The organism is Rhodanobacter sp. C06, from assembly GCF_002001105.1.
GTDB lineage: Bacteria > Pseudomonadota > Gammaproteobacteria > Xanthomonadales > Rhodanobacteraceae > Rhodanobacter_A.
Window position 1 is genome coordinate 28,701 of the sequence record NZ_MUNP01000059.1, and the last position, 18,289, is coordinate 46,989.

Genomic DNA, 18,289 nt, shown 5'->3' on the forward strand with positions numbered 1-18,289 from the left:
CCCCATCCTGTTCTCCGTGAGGACTTCCGCGGTGCGTTCGATACGGTGGCCTGCTCCGCGTTGCACCATGCCTATCGCGATGGCCTGCGTCAGGCAGAGTCTGCGCTGCGTCTGCTCTATCTGCGCGTGCCGTGCGACGAACTCGCGCGCCGCCCGTGCGAGCGAAGGCATTTCATGCCGGCCAGCCTGCTCGGCAGCCAGTTGGCGACGCTGGAGGAACCTGCCACGGACGAGTGCGTCATCGAGTTTCGTTAACACCCGTTGCAGGCTGGCGAGCCTGACCGCGCATCATGGGCAGGCGACGTCGGAAACGAAATCGACGCGAGGCGGGACAGGGGAGATCATGAGCGATCCAATGTGAGCTCAGATACACCTGATGCGGCAACGATGTCCGGACCCAGTGCACGGCTGTGCTGCCATGCCAGCGTACCGGGATGGTGGGTGGCGGCGTACTTGGCGGTGCCGTTGAACAGGTCGGCGATGCCGCGGTGTGGCGCGCCCTCCGGCACGCGCGGCCAGTACGCGGCGAAGATACCCCAGGTGCGGCGTCCGAGCAGCAACTCGAACGGGTTCGAGAACGCGCCGCCCATCACCTCGTCAGAGTCGTCTGCATACGGCCAGATCCAGCCACCGTGGACGAAGCCGCCGCTGGTGTCCTCCTGCGGGCCGCCAGGTGCCTGCACGACGCCGTCCAGGCTGATAAACGCGGGAACGATGAGCTTGCGCATGTCCGTGCTCCGGTGTAGGGCGAAGTGTCCGCCTGTCCATTCGACGATCGAGGGGCCGGGGAATCGACCACGGCCAGGGGGCGCACTGCCTTGGTGCGCGCGACCGGTCCAGTGTCGATTTCCGCCTGCGCCGTTCGTCGTTGGGACGGTTCGCCCACGGGTGCCTTTGCCCGGGCGCGATCCGGGTCCGGTCCGATGAGCGTCGGATCTTCATGGTGCCTGCGCGATCCATTCGGGAGACAGAGATGAAGCGAAATGTCGTCCGCCCAAAGATTTGCATGATGCTGGGCTTGTTCTTGACGGTAGCCGTTGCCGGAAGTTCGACAGCCACGGGTGGGCAGCACGCCTATCCAGGCATGGCGCCGCTGTCGCAATACCTGATGTCGGACCGCAATGCGGAAATCGCGCTGGCGCGCAGCGCGGCGCCGAAGGCGATTTCCGGGGACGCAACGATCCTGGTGCTCGGGCCGCATGGCTACGTCACGGCGGTCGAGGGCAAGAATGGTTTCGTGTGCCTGGTCGACCGCTCCTGGACGGCGCAGTTCGATTTCCCGGAATTCTGGAACCCCAGGTTGCGCGGGCCGATGTGCCTCAACCCGCAGGCGGCGCGCTCGATCCTGCCGATCACCTTCAAGCGGACCGAACTGGCACTCGCCGGAAAATCCAGGGGACAGATCATGGCGGGCATGAAGGCCGCCGTCGCCGCGAAGCAGTTGCCGCCGCTGGAGCCCGGCGCGATGTGCTACATGATGTCGAAGCAGGGTTACCTGAACGACGACGCGGGGCACTGGATGCCGCATCTGATGTTCTACGTTTCGCGCGGAGCGGATTGGGGTGCCGACGTGCCGGGTTCGCCGGTCATGCGGAACCCGCAGTTCCACGACGGGGCGGTGGCCGTGCAGGTGCTGATGATTCCCGCCGCGAAGTGGTCCGACGGCACGCCTGCGCCGGCGATGTAGGAACCCTGCATACAACCTCGATGTTTCGAATTCGACGAAAGTCGCTGGATGATTCGCTGCGCTCAGCCCTTCGGGGCCGCCCTCCAGGCGTTCTGCGCGCTGCGCGCTTATCCGGCTTTCGCCGGGATGGCGAGCGCTATGGAAACTCCGATTTTGCTCGGCATCCCGGCGAACGCCGGGATCCGGTGTCTGTGGGCCATTGAACGCATAGGTGCTGGATGGCCAGCATCGCCGTTGTGAAGCGCTTCCGGCCTGCGCCGGAATTGACGAGAAGAATATCGGTTGTCCAAGACCCCCATCCGAGCCGCGCAGCGACTGCGACCAGCCTCAATATTCGCCGTAGCGCCCCTGCACCGATTGCAGCAGCGCCTGCGAGTCGTAGCCGACGCCGTCCTTGAACACGGTCTCGACGTGCTCGATGTCGTCGATGTGTTGCGAGGGGTCGCCCTTCACCACGACCAGGTCGGCGTCCTTGCCTGCGGCGATCGAGCCGATGCGGTCCTGCAGGCCGAGGTAGAGCGCGCCGTTGTAGCTGGCGATGCGGATCGCCTGCACGGGCGTGAAGCCTTCCTCGACCAGCAGTTCCACTTCGCGCAGGTCGCCGAAGCCGGGAACCACGCCGCCGTTGCCGGTGGGGTCGGGCCCGGCCAGAAGCAGGCCGCCCGCGGCGGCGAATGCGCGTTCCATCGCCATGCCGTGGCGGAACGTGACCATGCGCTTCTGCGCCTGGTCCGGTGGCAGCGCATCCGTATGTGCGCGCAGCAACATGTAGTCATGATTTGCCTGTGGGCTGAGTGCAGCCATCGCTTGCGGCCGCAGCGGCGCGTGGTGCGGCACCATTTGTTCGAACACCGGCAGGGTCGAGGTGATGGCGACGTGGTGCGCCACGAGATCCTGAATCAGGCTTTTGGCGTCGCTGCCTTGCGGGTCCATCGCATGCAGCGTGGCGAGGCCGTCGGATTCGGTGCACTTGTCCGGCGCCTTGCCGGGATCGTGCTCGGTGTTGACGAAGAAACCGTGCTCGAGGTCGTCGATGCCGATCGCGGCGGCTTCGCGGTAGGTGACCGCGCACAGGTGACCGGTGATCTTCAGCCCCAGGCGGTGCGCCTCGTCCACCGCGGCCTGCAGTTCGGCGCGGGTGATGTCCATGTAGGCCTTGAACGAGGTGACGCCCTGTTTCGCCCAGAACGCCACGGTCTCCTTCGCGTCCGCGGGGTCGCGGATGGGGTGCATCTGGATGAAGGGCGAGTTCGCGCCTTCCAGATACGGCCCGGTGACGTCCATGTGCGGGCCGGGCAGCTTGCCTTGGTCGATGTCGTGCTTGAGGTTGAGGTCGGTGTACGGCTCGACGCTGCCGGTGGTGCGCAAGGTGGTGACGCCCATGGCGAGATAGAGCCGCGGCGCGGTGAACGCCATCTCCGGCACGATCAGCGGCGGGTCGCTGTGCAGCTTGCCGTCCTGCTCGCCGAGGTTCGGCCGCGCGATGTAGAAGAGATGGTCGTGCATGCCGACCAGGCCCGGCAGCACGGTGCGGCCGGAAAGGTCGATGCGCTTGGCGTCGGCGGGTATCGGCAGGCCGTCGGCTCCCACCGCGGTGATCCTGCCGTGCTCGATCAGGAGGGTCTGGTCCGCGCGCGCGGGCGCGCCGCTGCCGTCGATCACGCGCACGTGCACCAGCGCGACCACGGGCGCATCCACCTTGACGAACGGTTGTACCGCCTTGCCGGGCACTGCGGCCTGCGGCAACACGACGGGTGCGAGATCGCGGGTCGCGGCGCAGGCCGCGCCCGCACCGATCGACAAGGCTGCCGCAAGCGCTATCGCATGTCGCATGGCTCCCCTCCAGTCAGCATGGCTGCTTGAACGTCCGGACCCGGGCCCCGCCGGTCACTGTAGCGCTGCACGCAAAGACAAGGAAAGCGGTTTTCCCGCGGCTCAACTTGACGCCCGCCTCGCGATTACGCCACTTTCCCGCCACTGCACATGCGAGCGGGCGGCACCATGCGACGCGAGATCGCCATCGTGGTTTTTCCGGGATTCCAGCTGCTGGATGCCGCCGGTCCGGTTGCGGTGTTCGAGATGGCGGAGCGTTTCCGGCCGGACAGCTACGCGATCAGGGTGCTCGCTCCGGGCGGCGGCACGGTGCGCAGTTCCTCGGGCGTATGCCTGGCCGCCGCGCCGCTGGAGCCTGGGTGTTTCGACACGGTGATCGTCTCGGGGGGCAACCTGGCGCAGGTCGAGGAGAGCCAGCGCGACATCATGGCCTGGCTGGGCGTGGACGCATGGCGGCGGACGGCGGGCGTCTGCTCCGGCGCGTTCTTCCTCGCGGAGGCCGGTTTGCTCGACGGCCGGCGCGCCACCACGCACTGGGACGCGGCCGAACGCTTCCGGCTGCGCTACCCGAAAGTGCGGCTGGATGCCGATCGGATGTTCGTGCGGGACGGCGAGCTGTGGACCTCGGCGGGCATCTCCGCGGGGATCGACCTGGCGCTGGCGCTGGTCGAGGACGACCTCGGCCCCGCCATCGCGCGGCGTGCGGCGCAGCAGCTGGTGGTGCACCAGCGGCGGCACGGCGGGCAGTCGCAGTATTCCGCCCTGGTGGAACGCGGTGGCCGCACCGGGCGCTTCGGCGAGCTGATCGGCTGGATGCGCGCGCGCCTCGCCGAGCCGATGACGGTGGAGCGGCTGGCCGAGCGCGCCGCGATGAGCCCGCGCAACTTCGCCCGCGCCTTCGCGGCGGAGATCGGCGCGACGCCGGCCAAGGTCGTGGAAGGCCTGCGCCTGGAGTCCGCGCGCATCGCGGTGGAGACCAGCCATCTCGGTCTGGACCACATCGCCGCGTCGACGGGTTTCGGCGACGCCAGTCGCATGCGCCGCGCCTTCGTCCGCGCCTTCGGCATGTCGCCGCAGTCGCTGCGCCGCGGTGCGGGTGCCTGATCGCGGCGGGTTCCGCGGCATGGGTAACGCGAGCAGCAGCGCATGCGCGACGGCCATCCCGTCTTGGCCGTTTTTGTCCGGATATTGTCCTTGCGGGCTAGCGGCGATCCGCCGATAAAAGGGCGCCCCGAAACAAGCCGGCCGGCTTGCCGGGAAAACTCCCCAACCTTGCACGTGAGGATACGCATGCGCCTGATCCGCTACGTTTCGGCATGGCTGCTGTTGTGCGCGGGTGTCGCGCAGGCTTCGACCCCGGCGACCGTTCCCACGGCGCCCACCACGCGGCTCGACCACATCCTGCTGTGGGGGCGCGGCATCGACCAGACCACGTCGGTCATGGCGGTCAAGCTGGGCTTCCAGGTGCGGCCCGGGCGCGACCCCGGCGGCGTGGCCAACCGCTACATCCGCTTCGCCGACAGCAGCTTCATCGAACTGCTGGGGATCACCCGGCCCGATCCCGCGTTCGATCCCGGCATGAAGGAAGACCAGCAGGCGCTGAAGGGCGGGCCTGGCTCCCGCACCTTCGGCTTCCGTACCTCGTCGCTGGATGCGATCCACCAGTCGCTGCAGGCACTGCACTACGCGGTCACGCCGTTCTTCTCGGGCCCCGACGGCACGAAGCCGGGCTGGCGGTTGTTCGCGTTCGACCGCGCGCCGCTGTCGAGCAATACCTTTTTCATCGACTACGCGGACGGCTACGCGCCCGACCAGTTCGACCCTGCCAACGCCGCCGACTACCGCGTGACGCGCGAGCATCCCAACGGCGCGCGCGAGCTGTCGTCGATCTGGCTGGTGTCGGCCGATGCCGATGCCGACCGCCGCCAGCTCGAAAAGATGGGCTATGGGCATGCGGTGCCGGTCAGGCTGCCCGCGCTCGGCGCGAAGGGCTATTGCGTGCCGGTCGGTCCGACCGCGCTGCTGGCACTGCAGCCCGACGGCGCGGGCATCGCCGCCCAGACCATGGCGAACGGCGGCGCGCGCATCCTGGGCGTGAGCTTCGGCGTGAGTGACCTGGGGCGTGCGCGGCGCTGGGTGGAGCGCGGTTACGAGCGCAAGCTGACGACCTACCGCGGCCTGTCCGGCGAGTCCTTCCTCGCGCCGACGCGGGACGACCTCGGCCTGTCCATCGAATTCCACGCGATGCAGCCGGGCGAGCCGGCTTGCGCAGGGGCGTGATGCCGAGGCTGCGCTGACCGGGCTCGTCGCGGCGAAGTCGCGCAAAGACCGTGAGGTTCGCCGCTGGCCGCCGCGACGGCATCGGGCGACACGACGAATCGTGCGGGTGGCCATGCCTTTTGCCAGTGGCGAATTGCCCGCGGCCGTGTCGCAATATCGGCTCGATCCCGGACGAGAGCGAACCCATGAGCAAGCGCCACGACGCGATGCACCCCGGCCGCCGCCGCTTCCTGCAATCGACGGCGCTGGGCGCGGCGGCGTTGCCGGTGGCGCTGCTGGGCGCCGGGGCGAAGGCCACGGAAGCGGGCGGTATCAAGCTGCCGGCGGCTATCCTCGCGCTGCAGCCGGTGAAGTCGCAGATCGTGCCGATCACCGACGACGAGCGCCGCGCGCGCCTGGCGAAGGCGCAGGAACTGATGGGGCGGCACGGCATGGACGCCATCTACCTCGACGGCGGCACCACGCTGGACTACTACACCGGCATGCGCTGGTGGACCAGCGAGCGCCTGATGGGCATGCTGCTGCCGCGCTCGGGCGAGCCGGTGTACATCACGCCCGCGTTCGAGCGCAGCCGCGCGCTGGAGCAGATCCGCTTCGGCCGCGACGTGCGCACCTGGCAGGAGAACGAAAGCCCCTACGCGCTGATCGCGCAGGTGATGCGCGAGCAGGGCGCCGGCACCGGCGTGCTGGGCATCGAGGAGAAGGTGCCGTTCTTCCGCTCCACCGGCATCGCCGCGGCGATGCCGCAGGCGAAGCTGGTGCCGGCGACGTCGGTCACCGCGGGTTGCCGCGCGATCAAGAGCTCGGCGGAACTCGCGCTGATGCAGGTGGCGAACAACGCCACGCTGGCCTTGTACAAGGCGATCTGGCAGGGGCTGGAGCCGGGCATGACCCAGCAGCACATTGCCGCGTGGGTGGATGCCGGCTACGCGCGCATGGGCCTGCGCGGCGAGGCCAGCATCAACGTCGGCAAGTTCACTGCGCTGCCGCACGGCTCGCGCGAGCCGCAGGCGATCCGCGAGGGCACGCCGGTGATGCTGGATGACGGCTGCTACGTGGAGGGCTACCAGAGCGACATCACGCGTACCTTCACCCTGGGCAACGCCAGCGACAAGATGAAGCGGGTGTTCGACATCGTGCGCAAGGCGCAGCAGGCCGCGCTCGCCGCCGCGCATCCGGGCGCGGCGATGGAGTCGGTGGACGCCGCCGCGCGCAAGGTGATCACGGATGCCGGCTACGGCCCCGGCTACAAGTATTTCTCGCACCGCCTCGGCCACGGCATCGGCATGGACATGCACGAGTGGTACTACCTGGTCGAGGGCAATCCGCGGAAGATCGAGGCCGGCATGTGCTTCAGCGACGAGCCCGGCATCTACATCCCCGGCGAGTTCGGCGTGCGGCTGGAGGACGACATGCACGTCGGCGCCGACGGCGCGCGCTGGTTCACGCCGCAAAGTCTTTCGATCGAACGGCCGTTCGGCTAGGTCTCCGGACCGGGCCGACGGTTCGATCGATCGCGCGCCGCGCCGGGTTTGACCCGTTCAGCCGGAGGCCGTGCCACGATGGGTCATCTGCGGCAGACAACCCATGAGCGGAGAGCGTCGACGGTGGCGAGCATGAAGAAGGGTGGGGTGCGGCGATGGCTGCCGGGATGCGGCGCATTGCTGGCGACGGGCGCGGTGTCGGCGGCGGCCTTGCATGTGGCCACCGTGGCGCGGTTCGAGCTCGGTTCGCGCGTGGTGGCCACGGCCGAGCCGCCGGTGTCGCGGCCGACAGCCAAGCCCTGCACGGTGACGCTGTTCTCCCATGAAGCCTTCGACGACCGGGGCGATGGCTCGTCGATGGCGGCGCGGCCGCATCGCTTCGCGTTTGTGCCGCCCAAGGGCTGCGCGGATGGCTGGGGCAAGGTGGTGCTGGAGGCGGATTTCTCGGTGCCGGCCGGGCGCCAGTTCGACCGCACCGTGGCGCTGTGGCTGGGCGGCGTGAACCTGTATTTCGGCACCACCATCGAACCCGAGCCGGGCGTGGCCCAGCACTGGCACGTGGAGCGCGACCTCACCGACTACGCCGCGCTGTTCCGGCAGGCGCAGGCGGGGCAGATGATCCTCAACAACTGGGTAAGCCCCACGACGAACCAGCCGATCTATGTCGACGTGCGGCTGGCGTTCTATCCGGCGGGCAAAGGGCAGACGACGGCGCCATCGGCCGATCGCGTCTATCCGCTCGGCAGCGATCCGCGCGGTGAGCAGACCGAACTCGACACACCGCAGCAGAGCCTGTCGCGCACGATCACATTCCCGCGCAACGTGGAGCGCGCGTATCTCGACGTCATCGCGCAGAGCCAGTCGCACGACGAGCGCTGGTACACCTGCGTGGACAAGGCCTACCTGGAAAAGACCCGCGACTATTCGCTGGAATCGTTCGAGGCCTGCGACGGCGGCAGCTTCCGCGGCGTGGAGGTGCTGGTGGACGGGCAGCCGGCTGGGTTGGCGCCGGTCTACCCGTGGATCTTCACCGGCGGCGTGGCGCCGCACCTGTGGCTGCCGACGCCGGCCATCCAGACCACGAACTTCATTCCGGCGCGGGTGGACCTGACGCCGTTCGCCGGCCTGCTCGACGACGGCAAGTCGCATGCGATAGCCGTGCGCGTGCCGGGTGCCGACCACTTCTTCAACGTGGCGGCGAACCTGCTGGTCTACGTCGATCCGCAGGCCAGCGAATTGAGCGGCGAGGTGACACGAAACACGCTGGCCGCACAGCAGCCAGCCGGGCTGATCGTGCGCGACACTCTGCATGCTGATGCCGCCGACCGCATCGTCGGCACGATAGATACCGACCAGGCGCAGACCGCCACGATTGCCGGCCGCCTGCACACACCGCGGGGCGACATCGCCACTACCGTGCAGTACATCAGCGGCTTCCACAACCACCAGGTCTTCGCGCGGCCGGGCGAGAAGCGCCACGACGAGACCATCGACCAGCTCGGCACGCTGTCGGTGGCCGTGGAGCGCGCGCTGGGCGGCAAGCGTCTGGACGGCTATACCGTGGAGCAGCGCGATCCGCTGTATCTAACCGTACGCAAGACCATGCGCGGCACCGGGCAGGACTTCACCGCCGAGGTGGCGATGAGGCAGGGACACCGCATCGAGACCCGGCGGACGGATTCGCAGGGAGCCGTCTACCACGCCGTGCTGGACGAGCACCTCGCCACCGGCGACCACGCCGATGGCAAGACCATTCCCGACCCGCTGGACCGCAGCAGCTTCGCCTACCACCAGGCGGGCAGCGAGCAGGCGAGTTTCACCGACTCGCTGGGCAGCTGCTACCGCACAGCCCTCCAGTCGCGCGAGCAACGCCTCACCGCGGCGAGCGAAGGGCGCGGATGCCCCGGCAACGCCAACCATCTGGACAGCCGCTCGCGTCCCGACCACCCGTGGCTGGCGCCGCTGGGCGAACGATAACGATCCCGGTGGCGACAGCGCCCTTGCGGCAGGGGTACTAGAAGAACGTCGGCATCACTTCCAGTACGCGCAGTTCGTCGTCGACGCGCAACACCTGCCGCCACTTGTCGAACGTCAGGCAAGGGTGGGACGCGCCGAACGAAACGATATCGCCGACGCGGAGATCGGCGTCGGCGGGAATCGCGAGCATCGTGTGCTGGTCCATCACCTTGCGCACCGTGCACTGCCGCAGCGGATGCGCCGGTTCGCCGGAGCGGTGCCGTTGCAGCGGAATCGGCAGGTCGGGATCGCAGGAAATGTCGCGCTTGCCCATCGCGACGACCGCCAGGCCGGGTTCCGGCAGGGATTGCACGTGGGCGAACACGGCCAGCGCGGGTTGCAGCTCGCCTTCGAGTTCCGGATCGCGTGCCTTCACTGCGGCCATCGCGTCGCGATACGAGCGATGGTCGTGCACGACGTAGCAGCCGGGTCGCAGGATGGGCGTGCAATTCGCGCGCAAATCCGCCTGGTCGAACGCTTCGGCGATCAGGTCGAACCATTGCGAACCCGCCGCCGTCACGATCGGCTTGCGATCGGCGAACGCGCCTGCATCCATCAGGCCGCGCAGGGTGACGACGAGCCGTTGGGCGTAGGCGCGGACCTCGTTGGCCGCGTGTTCGCCGCCGATCAATCCCTCGTAGCCTTCGATGCCGCAGAGCGCGAGTGCAGGTGCGGCGGCGATGGCATCGATCAGTGTTGCGAGCGCGGCTTCGTCGCGCACCCCGCAACGGCCGCCGGGCACGCCGAGTTCGATCAGCACCTGCAGGGTCAGGCCGCGTTCCCCGAAGAACCGGTCCAGCGCCGCGACGTTGGCCGCGCTGTCGGCCACGCAGCAGTAGTCCGCGCCGCGCTCGATCAGTCCGGCGACGATCGCCATGTTGGGCGCGCCGACGAGCTGGTTCGCCATCAGCAGGCGCGTGGCGCCGTGTGCGAAGGCCGCGGCGCACTGCACGGCGGTGGCCAGCGTGATGCCCCAGGCGCCGGCATCGAGCTGACGGCGGAACAGCGCGGGCGTCATCGTGGTCTTGCCGTGCGGCGCGAGTCGCGCACCGTGGTCGTCGGCGTAACGCTGCATCCAGGCGATGTTGTTGGCCAGCGCCGAATCGAGGATCGCCGCGGCTGGCAGGCTCACGCCGTCGAGCAGCGACGGGCCGGTGACGGGACTGCCTTTTTCGGGTGGCGACATGCGGGGAGTCATGGAGTCGTTCCGCTCATTGTTGGGGGCGTGCCAGTCTTGCCCCGTGCGGAACGGCGCGCAATGGCTGCCGCCCAGACGCTGTTCAAGGGCTCTCGGCAGGCGGGTTCGCCTCCGGCGGCCATCGAGGCGGGAGCGATACCCCTGCAGACAGACCGTGCCTCCGTGATTTCAGACAACGATGTCATGAAAGTCCAACATTTCCCTTACGGACGTCCAGACGTCTGAATCGATCTAGTCGCGTCGCACCATGCGTCTCGTGCGCAAATCACCGTAGCGGTGGCCATATCGTCGCTGCAATGCGGTAAATAGCTCGCAGTTATCGTGTGTTTGGATGGTCGTCTTTCGCATTGCATTTCCACGAACCCGGTCACAACATGCGTCATCCGATTTAGACAACGTTGTCATCACGAGACATCCGGGTGCCGCCATCTTGGTCTTGGCAGGCCGCGGCGGGCGGGGTGTTCGACCAGGGGAGTACCACCAGGAATCGCAAGCCGTTCGCCACGGAGAAGGCCATTCGCCTCAAGTAATGCAACTCAACCAGGAGACGCTTCCATGCAGATGAAGAAGTCGGTTGTTTGGCTACGCACGGCATTCAACGCAGTCGGCACTACCGCAGGTGGTGCGATGGCCATGAGCCTGATGACGGCGGCACCCGTGCAGGCGGTGCACGCGCAAACCGCGACGGCCTGCGCGGCGGCGTGGAGTTCGGCCACCGCCTACAACGGCGGCGCCGTCGTCAGCGAGAACGGCATCAACTACGTCGCCAACTGGTGGACGCAGGGCAACGATCCGGCCACCAGCAACGGTGCCGGCGGTTCGGGCCAACCCTGGACTTCGCAAGGCGCGTGCGGCGGTTCGAGCTCCGGTTCCGGCGGCTCCGGTTCGGGCTCGGGCGGCGGCGGTTCCAGCGGCTCGGGCGGCGGCTGCGCGGCGGCATGGAGTTCGTCCACGGCCTACAACGGCGGCGCCGTCGCCAGCGAGAACGGCATCAACTACGTCGCCAACTGGTGGACGCAGGGCAATGATCCGGCCACCAACAGCGGCGCCAGCGGCTCGGGCGAACCATGGACTTCGCAAGGCGCGTGCACCGGCGGTGGTTCCTCCGGTGGTGGCGGGACTGGCGGTGGCGGTAGCAGCGGTGGCGGCTCCGGTTCCGGCGGCGGTGGCGGCACGGCGAATCCGCCGGGCACGGGCGCCAACCTGCTGTTCAGTCCGTACAAGGACGTGACGATCAACATGAACTGGAACACCGACACCATGCAGACCGCCGCGGCGACGGGTTCGTCGATTCCGGTGGTCGGCGCGGGCAGCCTCAAGTCCAACTACGTGACCAACCTCAGCGCGATCACGCTGGCGTTCGCCACCGGCGAATGCGGCAGCGAGAACTGGGGCGGCGTGCCTGGCGCGAGCTTCGCCAGCGCCAACATCGCCGCGTTGTCCAGCGCCGGGCTGCCCTATGTGGTTTCCACGGGCGGGCAGGCCGGTACTTTCACCTGCGGCAGCACCGCGAACTTCGCCGTCTTCCTGGCGCGCTACATGTCGCCGCAGATGGTGGGCGCCGACTTCGACATCGAGGGTGGCCAGTCGCAGGCCGGCATCAACAACCTCGTGGCTGCCGCGGCGTACGGCCAGTCGCTCTATCCCAACCTGCGCTTCTCGTTCACCGTCGCCACGCTGGGTGCGTCGGATGGCAGTTACGGCGGCGTGAACAGCCTGGGCGACATGGTGGTGAAGGCGGTGAAGGCCTCCACGCTCAGCAACTACACGATCAACCTGATGACGATGGATTACGGTGCGCCAAGCTCCAGCGTCTGCGTGGTGTCGAATGGTTCGTGCGACATGGCGCAGACGGCGATCCAGGCAGCGGTGAACCTGGAGCACACCTACGGCATCTCGCCGAACAAGATCGAGCTGACTCCGATGATCGGCGTCAACGACGTGTCGAGCGAGAATTTCAGCATCGCCAACGCCGACACCCTGATCAGCTACGCGGTGGCGAACGGCCTCGCCGGCATCCACTTCTGGTCGCTGGATCGCGACACGCCGTGCAGCCAGGGCACTGCTTCGCCCACCTGCAACTCCGTGTCCACGACCACGCCGCTCCAGTACACCAAGCGCTTCCTGGGCGACCTGGGGCGGTAGGCTGTTCGCCTCCGGCTGGTGCCGGGACGGATGTCTCGCAACGGGTGCTGCAGCAATGCAGCACCCGTTTCCATTACTGATCTATGTGGGCACCGCGGGCGACGTGGTCGGGCTGTATCTGAACGATGGCGGCTACCGCATTACTCCGTTTGTCGATGTGGAATACGCGAGCATCGATCGCGGTGGTTTTGCCGAACAGGGTGCCGGTGGCTTTGGCTTGCGCAGCAACGCACAGGCATTGGACCGCTGGCAGGCAGGCCTCGGCGTACGCGCGGGTCGTCACTGGGACCTGGGTGAAGGGCGCGCGTTGGATTTCAGCGCGAACGCGCAATGGCAGCGCACCCTGGCATCGCATGGTGATGTGTTCGACGCCAGTTTCGTCGGCATGCAACAGTGGCAACCGCTGACGGGTATTGGCCTGTCCCGCTACAGCGGCCTGCTGGGTTTCGACCTGGATGCGATGCTGTCGGCGCGTGCAGTGCTGAAATTCGGCTACGACTACCAGATGGGCCAGCGCGTCAGCGGACAGACGATGTCGGCACGCCTGAACGTGGCGTTCTGATGCAGTCGATTTCGTTGCCGGCGAACCGGGATGCTGCGTCAGCAGGCCCGGTTCATCGGATGTCGGAAACCGGTCGGGGATGATAGACAGGCGGCAGGCGCGCCTGAAGCGTCGCGATGGTACGTGGCCGGCGAGCGATGTTCGTGCGCGCCGCGGCATCAGCCCATGGATGATCCCGGTTCGTCATCCGCCCTGCGCCTGCACCCACTGCACGATGCCCGCGGACTGCATCGCGCCGGCTTGCCGCGCCACTTCGCGGCCACCCTTGAACAGCGCGAGGGTGGGGATGCTGCGGATCGCGTAGCGGTTGCCCAGCGCCTGCTCGGCGTCGGTGTCGACCTTGAGCAGGCGCACGTGCGGTTCGAGTTGCGCGGCGGCTTGCGCGTAGTGCGGGGCCATCATCTGGCACGGGCCGCACCAGGTCGCCCAGAAGTCCACCAGCACCGGGATGTCGTTGCGTGCAAGGTGTTTCTGGAAGGCGGCCTCGTCGACGGCCAGCGGGTGGCCGGTGAACAGCGGCTGGTGGCATTGGCCGCAGACGGGCGTCGCGCCGAGGCGTTCGGCCGGCACGCGGTTCACGGCTTGGCAGTGCGGGCAGACGAGATGCAGCGGGTCGCTCATGGCTTGAGCCTCGCGGGTTCGATGGTGCCGGGAATATGGGGCTGGCGAAGTCCCGATCAACATGGCCGCGCAGCACCGGTCGGCCCGGGCGACGCCCTGCGTCACGCCGGCCGCGCTCTCGGGGGCGGCATCGGGTCCGCCGGCTGTTGTCCGGCGCCGTCATCCCGCGGCAGCCTCGCCGATGCGACACTTCCGGGAGGCTTGGGGCGCGCGCCCGTCCCACCGAGGCGGCCGCTCGTCCCCCGATACGCGACGCTGGCCACGCCGCGCTGTGCCATGGCCGCCGGCGAGGTCATCATGGGGGTTTCGCGGCGGGAGCGGCGCATGAAGATCGTGGCTGGTGCGTTTTTCGCCTGTCTGCTGGCCACCACCGGCATCGCGCGGCCGGCCATGGCGGAGTCGGCCCGGCAGTCGTTCGACCTGCGCGTCCTCGATGCGCCGCATGCGGTGCGTACCGATGCCGGCATGCAGGTATTCCAGGAGCTGCACCTGACCAATTTCACCGATGCGCCGCTTGCCGTGGCGCGCGTCGAGGTGGTGGACGCGGCGGACGGGCAGGTATTGGTGGCGTTCGCGGGCGAAGACCTGCAGCGACGCTTTGCGTTGATCGGTACGCCGCACGCCGCACGCGACACGATCGTGCCGCCCGGTCGCCGCGGCGTGGTCTACATCGAGTGGCCCGTGCATGACCGTCGTCCGACGGCGATCGAACACGTGGTGACGTATGCGGCACCGGGCGACGCCGGGCGGGGCTCCGTGCGCGGTGTCCGCGCGACGGTGGCGTATGCGACCGGCACCCCGCTCGGCCCGCCGTTGCGGGGCGGTCCATGGATCGCCGTGCATGCAGCCGCGTGGCGCAACGGCCATCGCCGCGTTTTCAACACGGTCAATGGCATGGCGTGCATTCCGGGACGTTTCGCGGTCGACTTCATCCGGGTCGACGCCGCCGGGCGCACGACACACGGGAATCCGGACGTGCCGGGCGACTGGCTCGGCTACGGTGCCGCGGTGCTGGCCGTTGCCGACGCCAGCGTGGCTGCCGTGCGCGATGCGATGGCCGAGTCCGCCAGTGTGTCCGGCAACCCGAAACATGCGCTGGCCGAGGACGCGGGCAACTACGTGGCGCTACGCCTCGACGAGGGCCGCTACGCGTTCTACGAGCACCTGCGGCCTGGCAGCGTCGCGGTGAGGGTCGGCCAGCGCGTGCATCGAGGCGAGGTGCTCGGGCAGTTGGGCTTCACCGGCGCGTCGGTTGGCCCGCACCTGCACTTCCACGTGTCCGATGGGCTTTCCACGCTGGCCTCGGAGGGGCGGCCGTTCGTGTTCGACGCGTTTGATCTGCTGGGCGCCTACGCGGATCCGGGGATGTTCGGCAAGGCAGTCTGGACGCCGCGGAACGAGGCGGAGGCGCGGCGACGGCAGGGGGAATGGCCTGCGGAGAACGCCGTCGTCCGTTTCGCCGATTGAGCTGCGTTTTGAGGGGCGCCTAAGCGAGCGACCACGCCACGTCCTGGCCCGCCCGGAACGGCACGCAGACGCTGTCGCCGAAGGGCAGCGTGTCGGGCACGGTCCAGGGCTTGCGCTCCAGCGTGATCTTGTCGGCGTTGCGCGGAAGGCCGTAGAAGTCCGGACCGTGGAAACTGGCGAAAGCTTCGAGCCGGTCGAGTTTGCCGAGCGAGTCGAAGGCCTCGGCGTACAGCTCGATCGCCGCGTGCGCGGTGTAGATGCCGGCGCAGCCGCAGGCGGCTTCCTTGGCGTGCTGCGCATGCGGCGCGCTGTCGGTGCCCAGGAAGAAGTGCGGATCGCCGTTGGTGGCCGCTTCCAGCAGGGCCTGGCGATGCGTCTCGCGCTTCAGCACCGGCAGGCAGTAGTGGTGCGGGCGGATGCCGCCCTCGAAAATCGCGTTGCGGTTGAGCAGCAGGTGGTGCGCGGTGATGGTGGCGCCCACGTGCGCCGGCGCTTCGCGGATGAACTCAGCCGCGGCACGCGTGGTGATGTGCTCCAGCACCATGCGCAGTTGCGGGAAACGCGCGCGCAGCGGGATCAGGTGGCGCTCGATGAAGGCCTGTTCGCGGTCGAAGATGTCCACCGCCGGATCGGTGACCTCGCCGTGCATCAGGAGCGGCAGGCGGTGCCGTTCCATCGCTTCCAGCACCGGATACACGTGCGCCAGGTCGCGCACGCCGGCCTGCGAGTTGGTGGTGGCGCCGGCGGGGTAGTACTTCACGGCGTGCACGAAGCCGCTGGCCTTCGCGCGCGCAATCTCGTCCGGCACGGTGGCCTCGGTGAGGTACAGCGTCATCAGCGGCTGGAAGCGCGTGTCCGCCGGCAAGCCGGCGAGGATGCGGCCGCGGTAGGCCTCGGCCTGGGCCACCGTGGTCACCGGCGGCTTGAGGTTCGGCATCACGATGGCACGCGCGAACTGCCGCGCGGTGTCGGCCACCACCGCGCCCAGCGCCGCACCGTCGCGCAAGTGCAGGTGCCAGTCATCGGGGCGGGTGATTTCGAGGCGTGCAGACGACATGCGGTGCGGCTCCGTGAGGCGGATCGAGGCGGTGGGCGCGGGGCGCGGATGCCACCGGAACGGGGCCGTCATGGTATCGGATCGATGGGACGCGCTGGCGCCGCCATCGGCGGACGGACCATGACCATTGACCCATGAATGCGATCGGGCGGGGCGCTAGATTCGAAAATTCTTGCGCCAAGCCATTCGGGGAAAATCGTGATCAAGCGTTGCATGTGGGTGCTGTGCCTGGGTTTCAGCAGCATGGCCCTGGCCCAGGAGCCGGTGGACCTGGAGATGGTCAGCCGCATCCGCCAGGAGGCCTTCCACCATTCGCAGGTGATGGACATCCTCGGCCATCTCACCGAGGACATCGGCCCGCGTCTCACCAATTCGCCGCAGATGGCCCTGGCCAATGCCTGGGCCCAGGAGAAGTTCAAGGGCTGGGGCCTGGCCAACGTGCACGATGAGGCCTTCGACGACTTCGGCCGCGGCTGGGAGTTCAGCGAATCCAGCGTGGAGATGCTGGCGCCCCGCACTGCGCCGCTGTACGCGCTGCCGAAGGCGTGGACGCCCGGCACGAATGGCCCGGTCGAGGGCGAGGTGATGCGCGTCAGCATCAAGACCCGCAAGGACCTGGACCAGTACAAGGGCAAGCTCAAGGGCAAGATCCTGCTGCTGGACGACGCCCGCGCGTACAAGCCCGGCACCGAGGCCGATTGGCAGCGCTACGACGCGGCCGGTCTCGCCGAGCTGCAGGGCTTCGCCCTGCCCAAGGATGCGAAGCGCGACCGCGCCGCCTTCCTCAAGCGCTACACCGAACGGCAGGAGCTGGCCCGCGCGATCAACGAGTTCTTCGTCGCCGAGGCTGCGCTGGCCGCGATCGGCATCAGCGGCTGGGACAACGGCATCATCCGCGTGGGCGGCGGCGGTTCGCGCCGCGCCGGCGAATCCGCGGGCGTGCCGGAGCTGTCCATGGTCGCCGAGCACTACAACCCGCTGGTGCGCGCGCTGGAGCGCAAGGAGACGGTGAAGCTGCGCGTGAACGTCAAGGCGCGCTTCACCGACGAGGCCAACCAGCCCGGCTACAACACCGTCGCCGAGATCCCCGGCAGCGGCAAGGCGAGCGAGGTGGTGATGCTGGGCGCGCACATGGATTCCTGGCACACCGGCACCGGCGCCTCCGACAACGGCGCCGGCGTGGCGGTGATGATGGAGGCGATGCGCATCCTCAAGGCCGTGGGCGCGAAGCCGAAGCGCACCATCCGCGTGGCGCTGTGGAGCGGCGAGGAGCAGGGCCTGATCGGCTCGCGCGCCTACGTGGCGAAGCACTTCGCGGCGTATCCGGAGCCCACCGATCCCGCGCAGAAGGCGCTGCCGGCGTCGCTGCGCGAGCCCACCGGCGCGCTGCAGAAGAAGCCGGATTACCAGCGCTTCGCGGCGTACTTCAACATGGACAACGGATCGGGCCGCTTCCGCGGCATCTACGCCCAGGAGAACACCGCGGCGATGCCGATCTTCAAGGCGTGGCTGGAGCCGTTCCACGACGTCGGCGCCACCACCGTGACCAGCCGCAACACCGGCAGCACCGACCACGTGTCCTTCGACGCCGTGGGCCTGCCGGGTTTCCAGTTCATCCAGGACCGACTGGACTACTCCACCCAAGTCCACCACAGCAACCTGGACACCTACGACCACTCCTCGCCGGAAGACCTGAAGCAGGCCGCTGCCATCGTCGCCTCCTTCGTCTGGCACGCCGCGACGCGCGAGGAAAAACTGCCGCGCAAGCCGCTGGCGCAGGACTGACCCTGCTTTCTCTCCCCTCCCCCTGCGGGGGAGGGGTTGGGGAGAGGGTTCGGGCGAAGCGCGCCGATTCCAGCCAGTCCCGAACCCTCATCCGGCGCTGCGCGCCACCTTCCTCGCTCCCCAATACGGCACCCTCCATGGCGCCTCTCCGCGT

Annotated in this window: 15 protein-coding genes; 10 read left to right on the plus strand and 5 right to left on the minus strand. The window is 68.4% G+C overall.

The genetic code is table 11. The features are described from left to right. Positions 1-60 precede the first annotated feature (60 nt). The gene (locus B0E52_RS18375) at positions 61-255 is read left to right on the plus strand and encodes a hypothetical protein (protein ID WP_168174189.1); all 195 of its coding nucleotides are present in this window, start codon (positions 61-63) and stop codon (positions 253-255) included. A gap of 86 nt (positions 256-341) precedes the next feature. Here B0E52_RS18375 and B0E52_RS12355 read toward each other — a convergent pair whose 3' ends face one another. Continuing rightward, a complete protein-coding gene (locus tag B0E52_RS12355; protein WP_077484171.1) occupies positions 342-728 on the minus strand; it encodes a dihydrofolate reductase family protein in 387 nt (128 codons plus the stop codon). 140 nt (positions 729-868) lie between these two features. Between B0E52_RS12355 and B0E52_RS12360 the strand changes: the two genes are divergently transcribed. Continuing rightward, on the plus strand, positions 869-1,687 hold the full coding sequence (locus tag B0E52_RS12360) for a hypothetical protein (RefSeq protein WP_254426790.1): 819 nt from the start codon (positions 869-871) through the stop codon (positions 1,685-1,687). Between the two features lie 327 nt (positions 1,688-2,014). On the opposite strand, the gene B0E52_RS12365 is transcribed toward B0E52_RS12360, so the two are convergent. Further along, positions 2,015-3,520 carry an amidohydrolase family protein gene (locus B0E52_RS12365; RefSeq protein WP_077484175.1) on the minus strand — a complete coding sequence of 502 codons (1,506 nt, stop codon included), beginning with the start codon at positions 3,518-3,520 and terminating at the stop codon, positions 2,015-2,017. A 168-nt stretch (positions 3,521-3,688) separates the two neighbouring features. Between B0E52_RS12365 and B0E52_RS12370 the strand changes: the two genes are divergently transcribed. The 4 genes from B0E52_RS12370 (at position 3,689) to B0E52_RS12385 (ending at position 9,261) form a co-directional block, all read left to right on the plus strand. Further along, positions 3,689-4,624 carry a GlxA family transcriptional regulator gene (locus tag B0E52_RS12370; protein ID WP_077484177.1) on the plus strand — a complete coding sequence of 312 codons (936 nt, stop codon included), beginning with the start codon at positions 3,689-3,691 and terminating at the stop codon, positions 4,622-4,624. Positions 4,625-4,810: 186 nt separating this feature from the next. Further along, complete coding sequence (locus B0E52_RS12375; protein ID WP_077484179.1) at positions 4,811-5,800, plus strand: VOC family protein; 990 nt, start codon at positions 4,811-4,813, stop codon at positions 5,798-5,800. A gap of 185 nt (positions 5,801-5,985) precedes the next feature. Further along, a complete protein-coding gene (locus B0E52_RS12380) occupies positions 5,986-7,284 on the plus strand; it encodes a Xaa-Pro peptidase family protein (RefSeq protein WP_217316685.1) in 1,299 nt (432 codons plus the stop codon). 132 nt (positions 7,285-7,416) lie between these two features. Then, positions 7,417-9,261 (plus strand): peptide-N4-asparagine amidase, encoded by a 1,845-nt coding sequence (locus B0E52_RS12385; RefSeq protein ID WP_077484181.1) that lies wholly within the window; start codon positions 7,417-7,419, stop codon positions 9,259-9,261. A gap of 37 nt (positions 9,262-9,298) precedes the next feature. Here B0E52_RS12385 and B0E52_RS12390 read toward each other — a convergent pair whose 3' ends face one another. Next, positions 9,299-10,498, minus strand: a complete 1,200-nt coding sequence (locus tag B0E52_RS12390; RefSeq protein ID WP_077484183.1) for an amino acid deaminase — start codon at positions 10,496-10,498, stop codon at positions 9,299-9,301. 633 nt (positions 10,499-11,131) lie between these two features. Here B0E52_RS12390 and B0E52_RS12395 point away from each other — a divergent pair. Then, positions 11,132-12,643 (plus strand): carbohydrate-binding protein, encoded by a 1,512-nt coding sequence (locus B0E52_RS12395; RefSeq protein WP_168174190.1) that lies wholly within the window; start codon positions 11,132-11,134, stop codon positions 12,641-12,643. 55 nt (positions 12,644-12,698) lie between these two features. Beyond that, positions 12,699-13,205, plus strand: a complete 507-nt coding sequence (locus tag B0E52_RS12400) for an autotransporter outer membrane beta-barrel domain-containing protein (protein WP_077484187.1) — start codon at positions 12,699-12,701, stop codon at positions 13,203-13,205. 183 nt (positions 13,206-13,388) lie between these two features. Here B0E52_RS12400 and trxC read toward each other — a convergent pair whose 3' ends face one another. Then, the gene (gene trxC, locus B0E52_RS18380; protein ID WP_139351669.1) at positions 13,389-13,826 is read right to left on the minus strand and encodes a thioredoxin TrxC; all 438 of its coding nucleotides are present in this window, start codon (positions 13,824-13,826) and stop codon (positions 13,389-13,391) included. 276 nt (positions 13,827-14,102) lie between these two features. Between trxC and B0E52_RS12405 the strand changes: the two genes are divergently transcribed. After that, positions 14,103-15,293, plus strand: a complete 1,191-nt coding sequence (locus B0E52_RS12405; protein ID WP_168174191.1) for a M23 family metallopeptidase — start codon at positions 14,103-14,105, stop codon at positions 15,291-15,293. 19 nt (positions 15,294-15,312) lie between these two features. Here B0E52_RS12405 and pyrC read toward each other — a convergent pair whose 3' ends face one another. Then, positions 15,313-16,350, minus strand: a complete 1,038-nt coding sequence (pyrC, locus tag B0E52_RS12410; protein ID WP_077484455.1) for a dihydroorotase — start codon at positions 16,348-16,350, stop codon at positions 15,313-15,315. Positions 16,351-16,563: 213 nt separating this feature from the next. Between pyrC and B0E52_RS12415 the strand changes: the two genes are divergently transcribed. After that, positions 16,564-18,135 carry a M20/M25/M40 family metallo-hydrolase gene (locus B0E52_RS12415; protein WP_077484191.1) on the plus strand — a complete coding sequence of 524 codons (1,572 nt, stop codon included), beginning with the start codon at positions 16,564-16,566 and terminating at the stop codon, positions 18,133-18,135. Positions 18,136-18,289 lie beyond the last annotated feature (154 nt).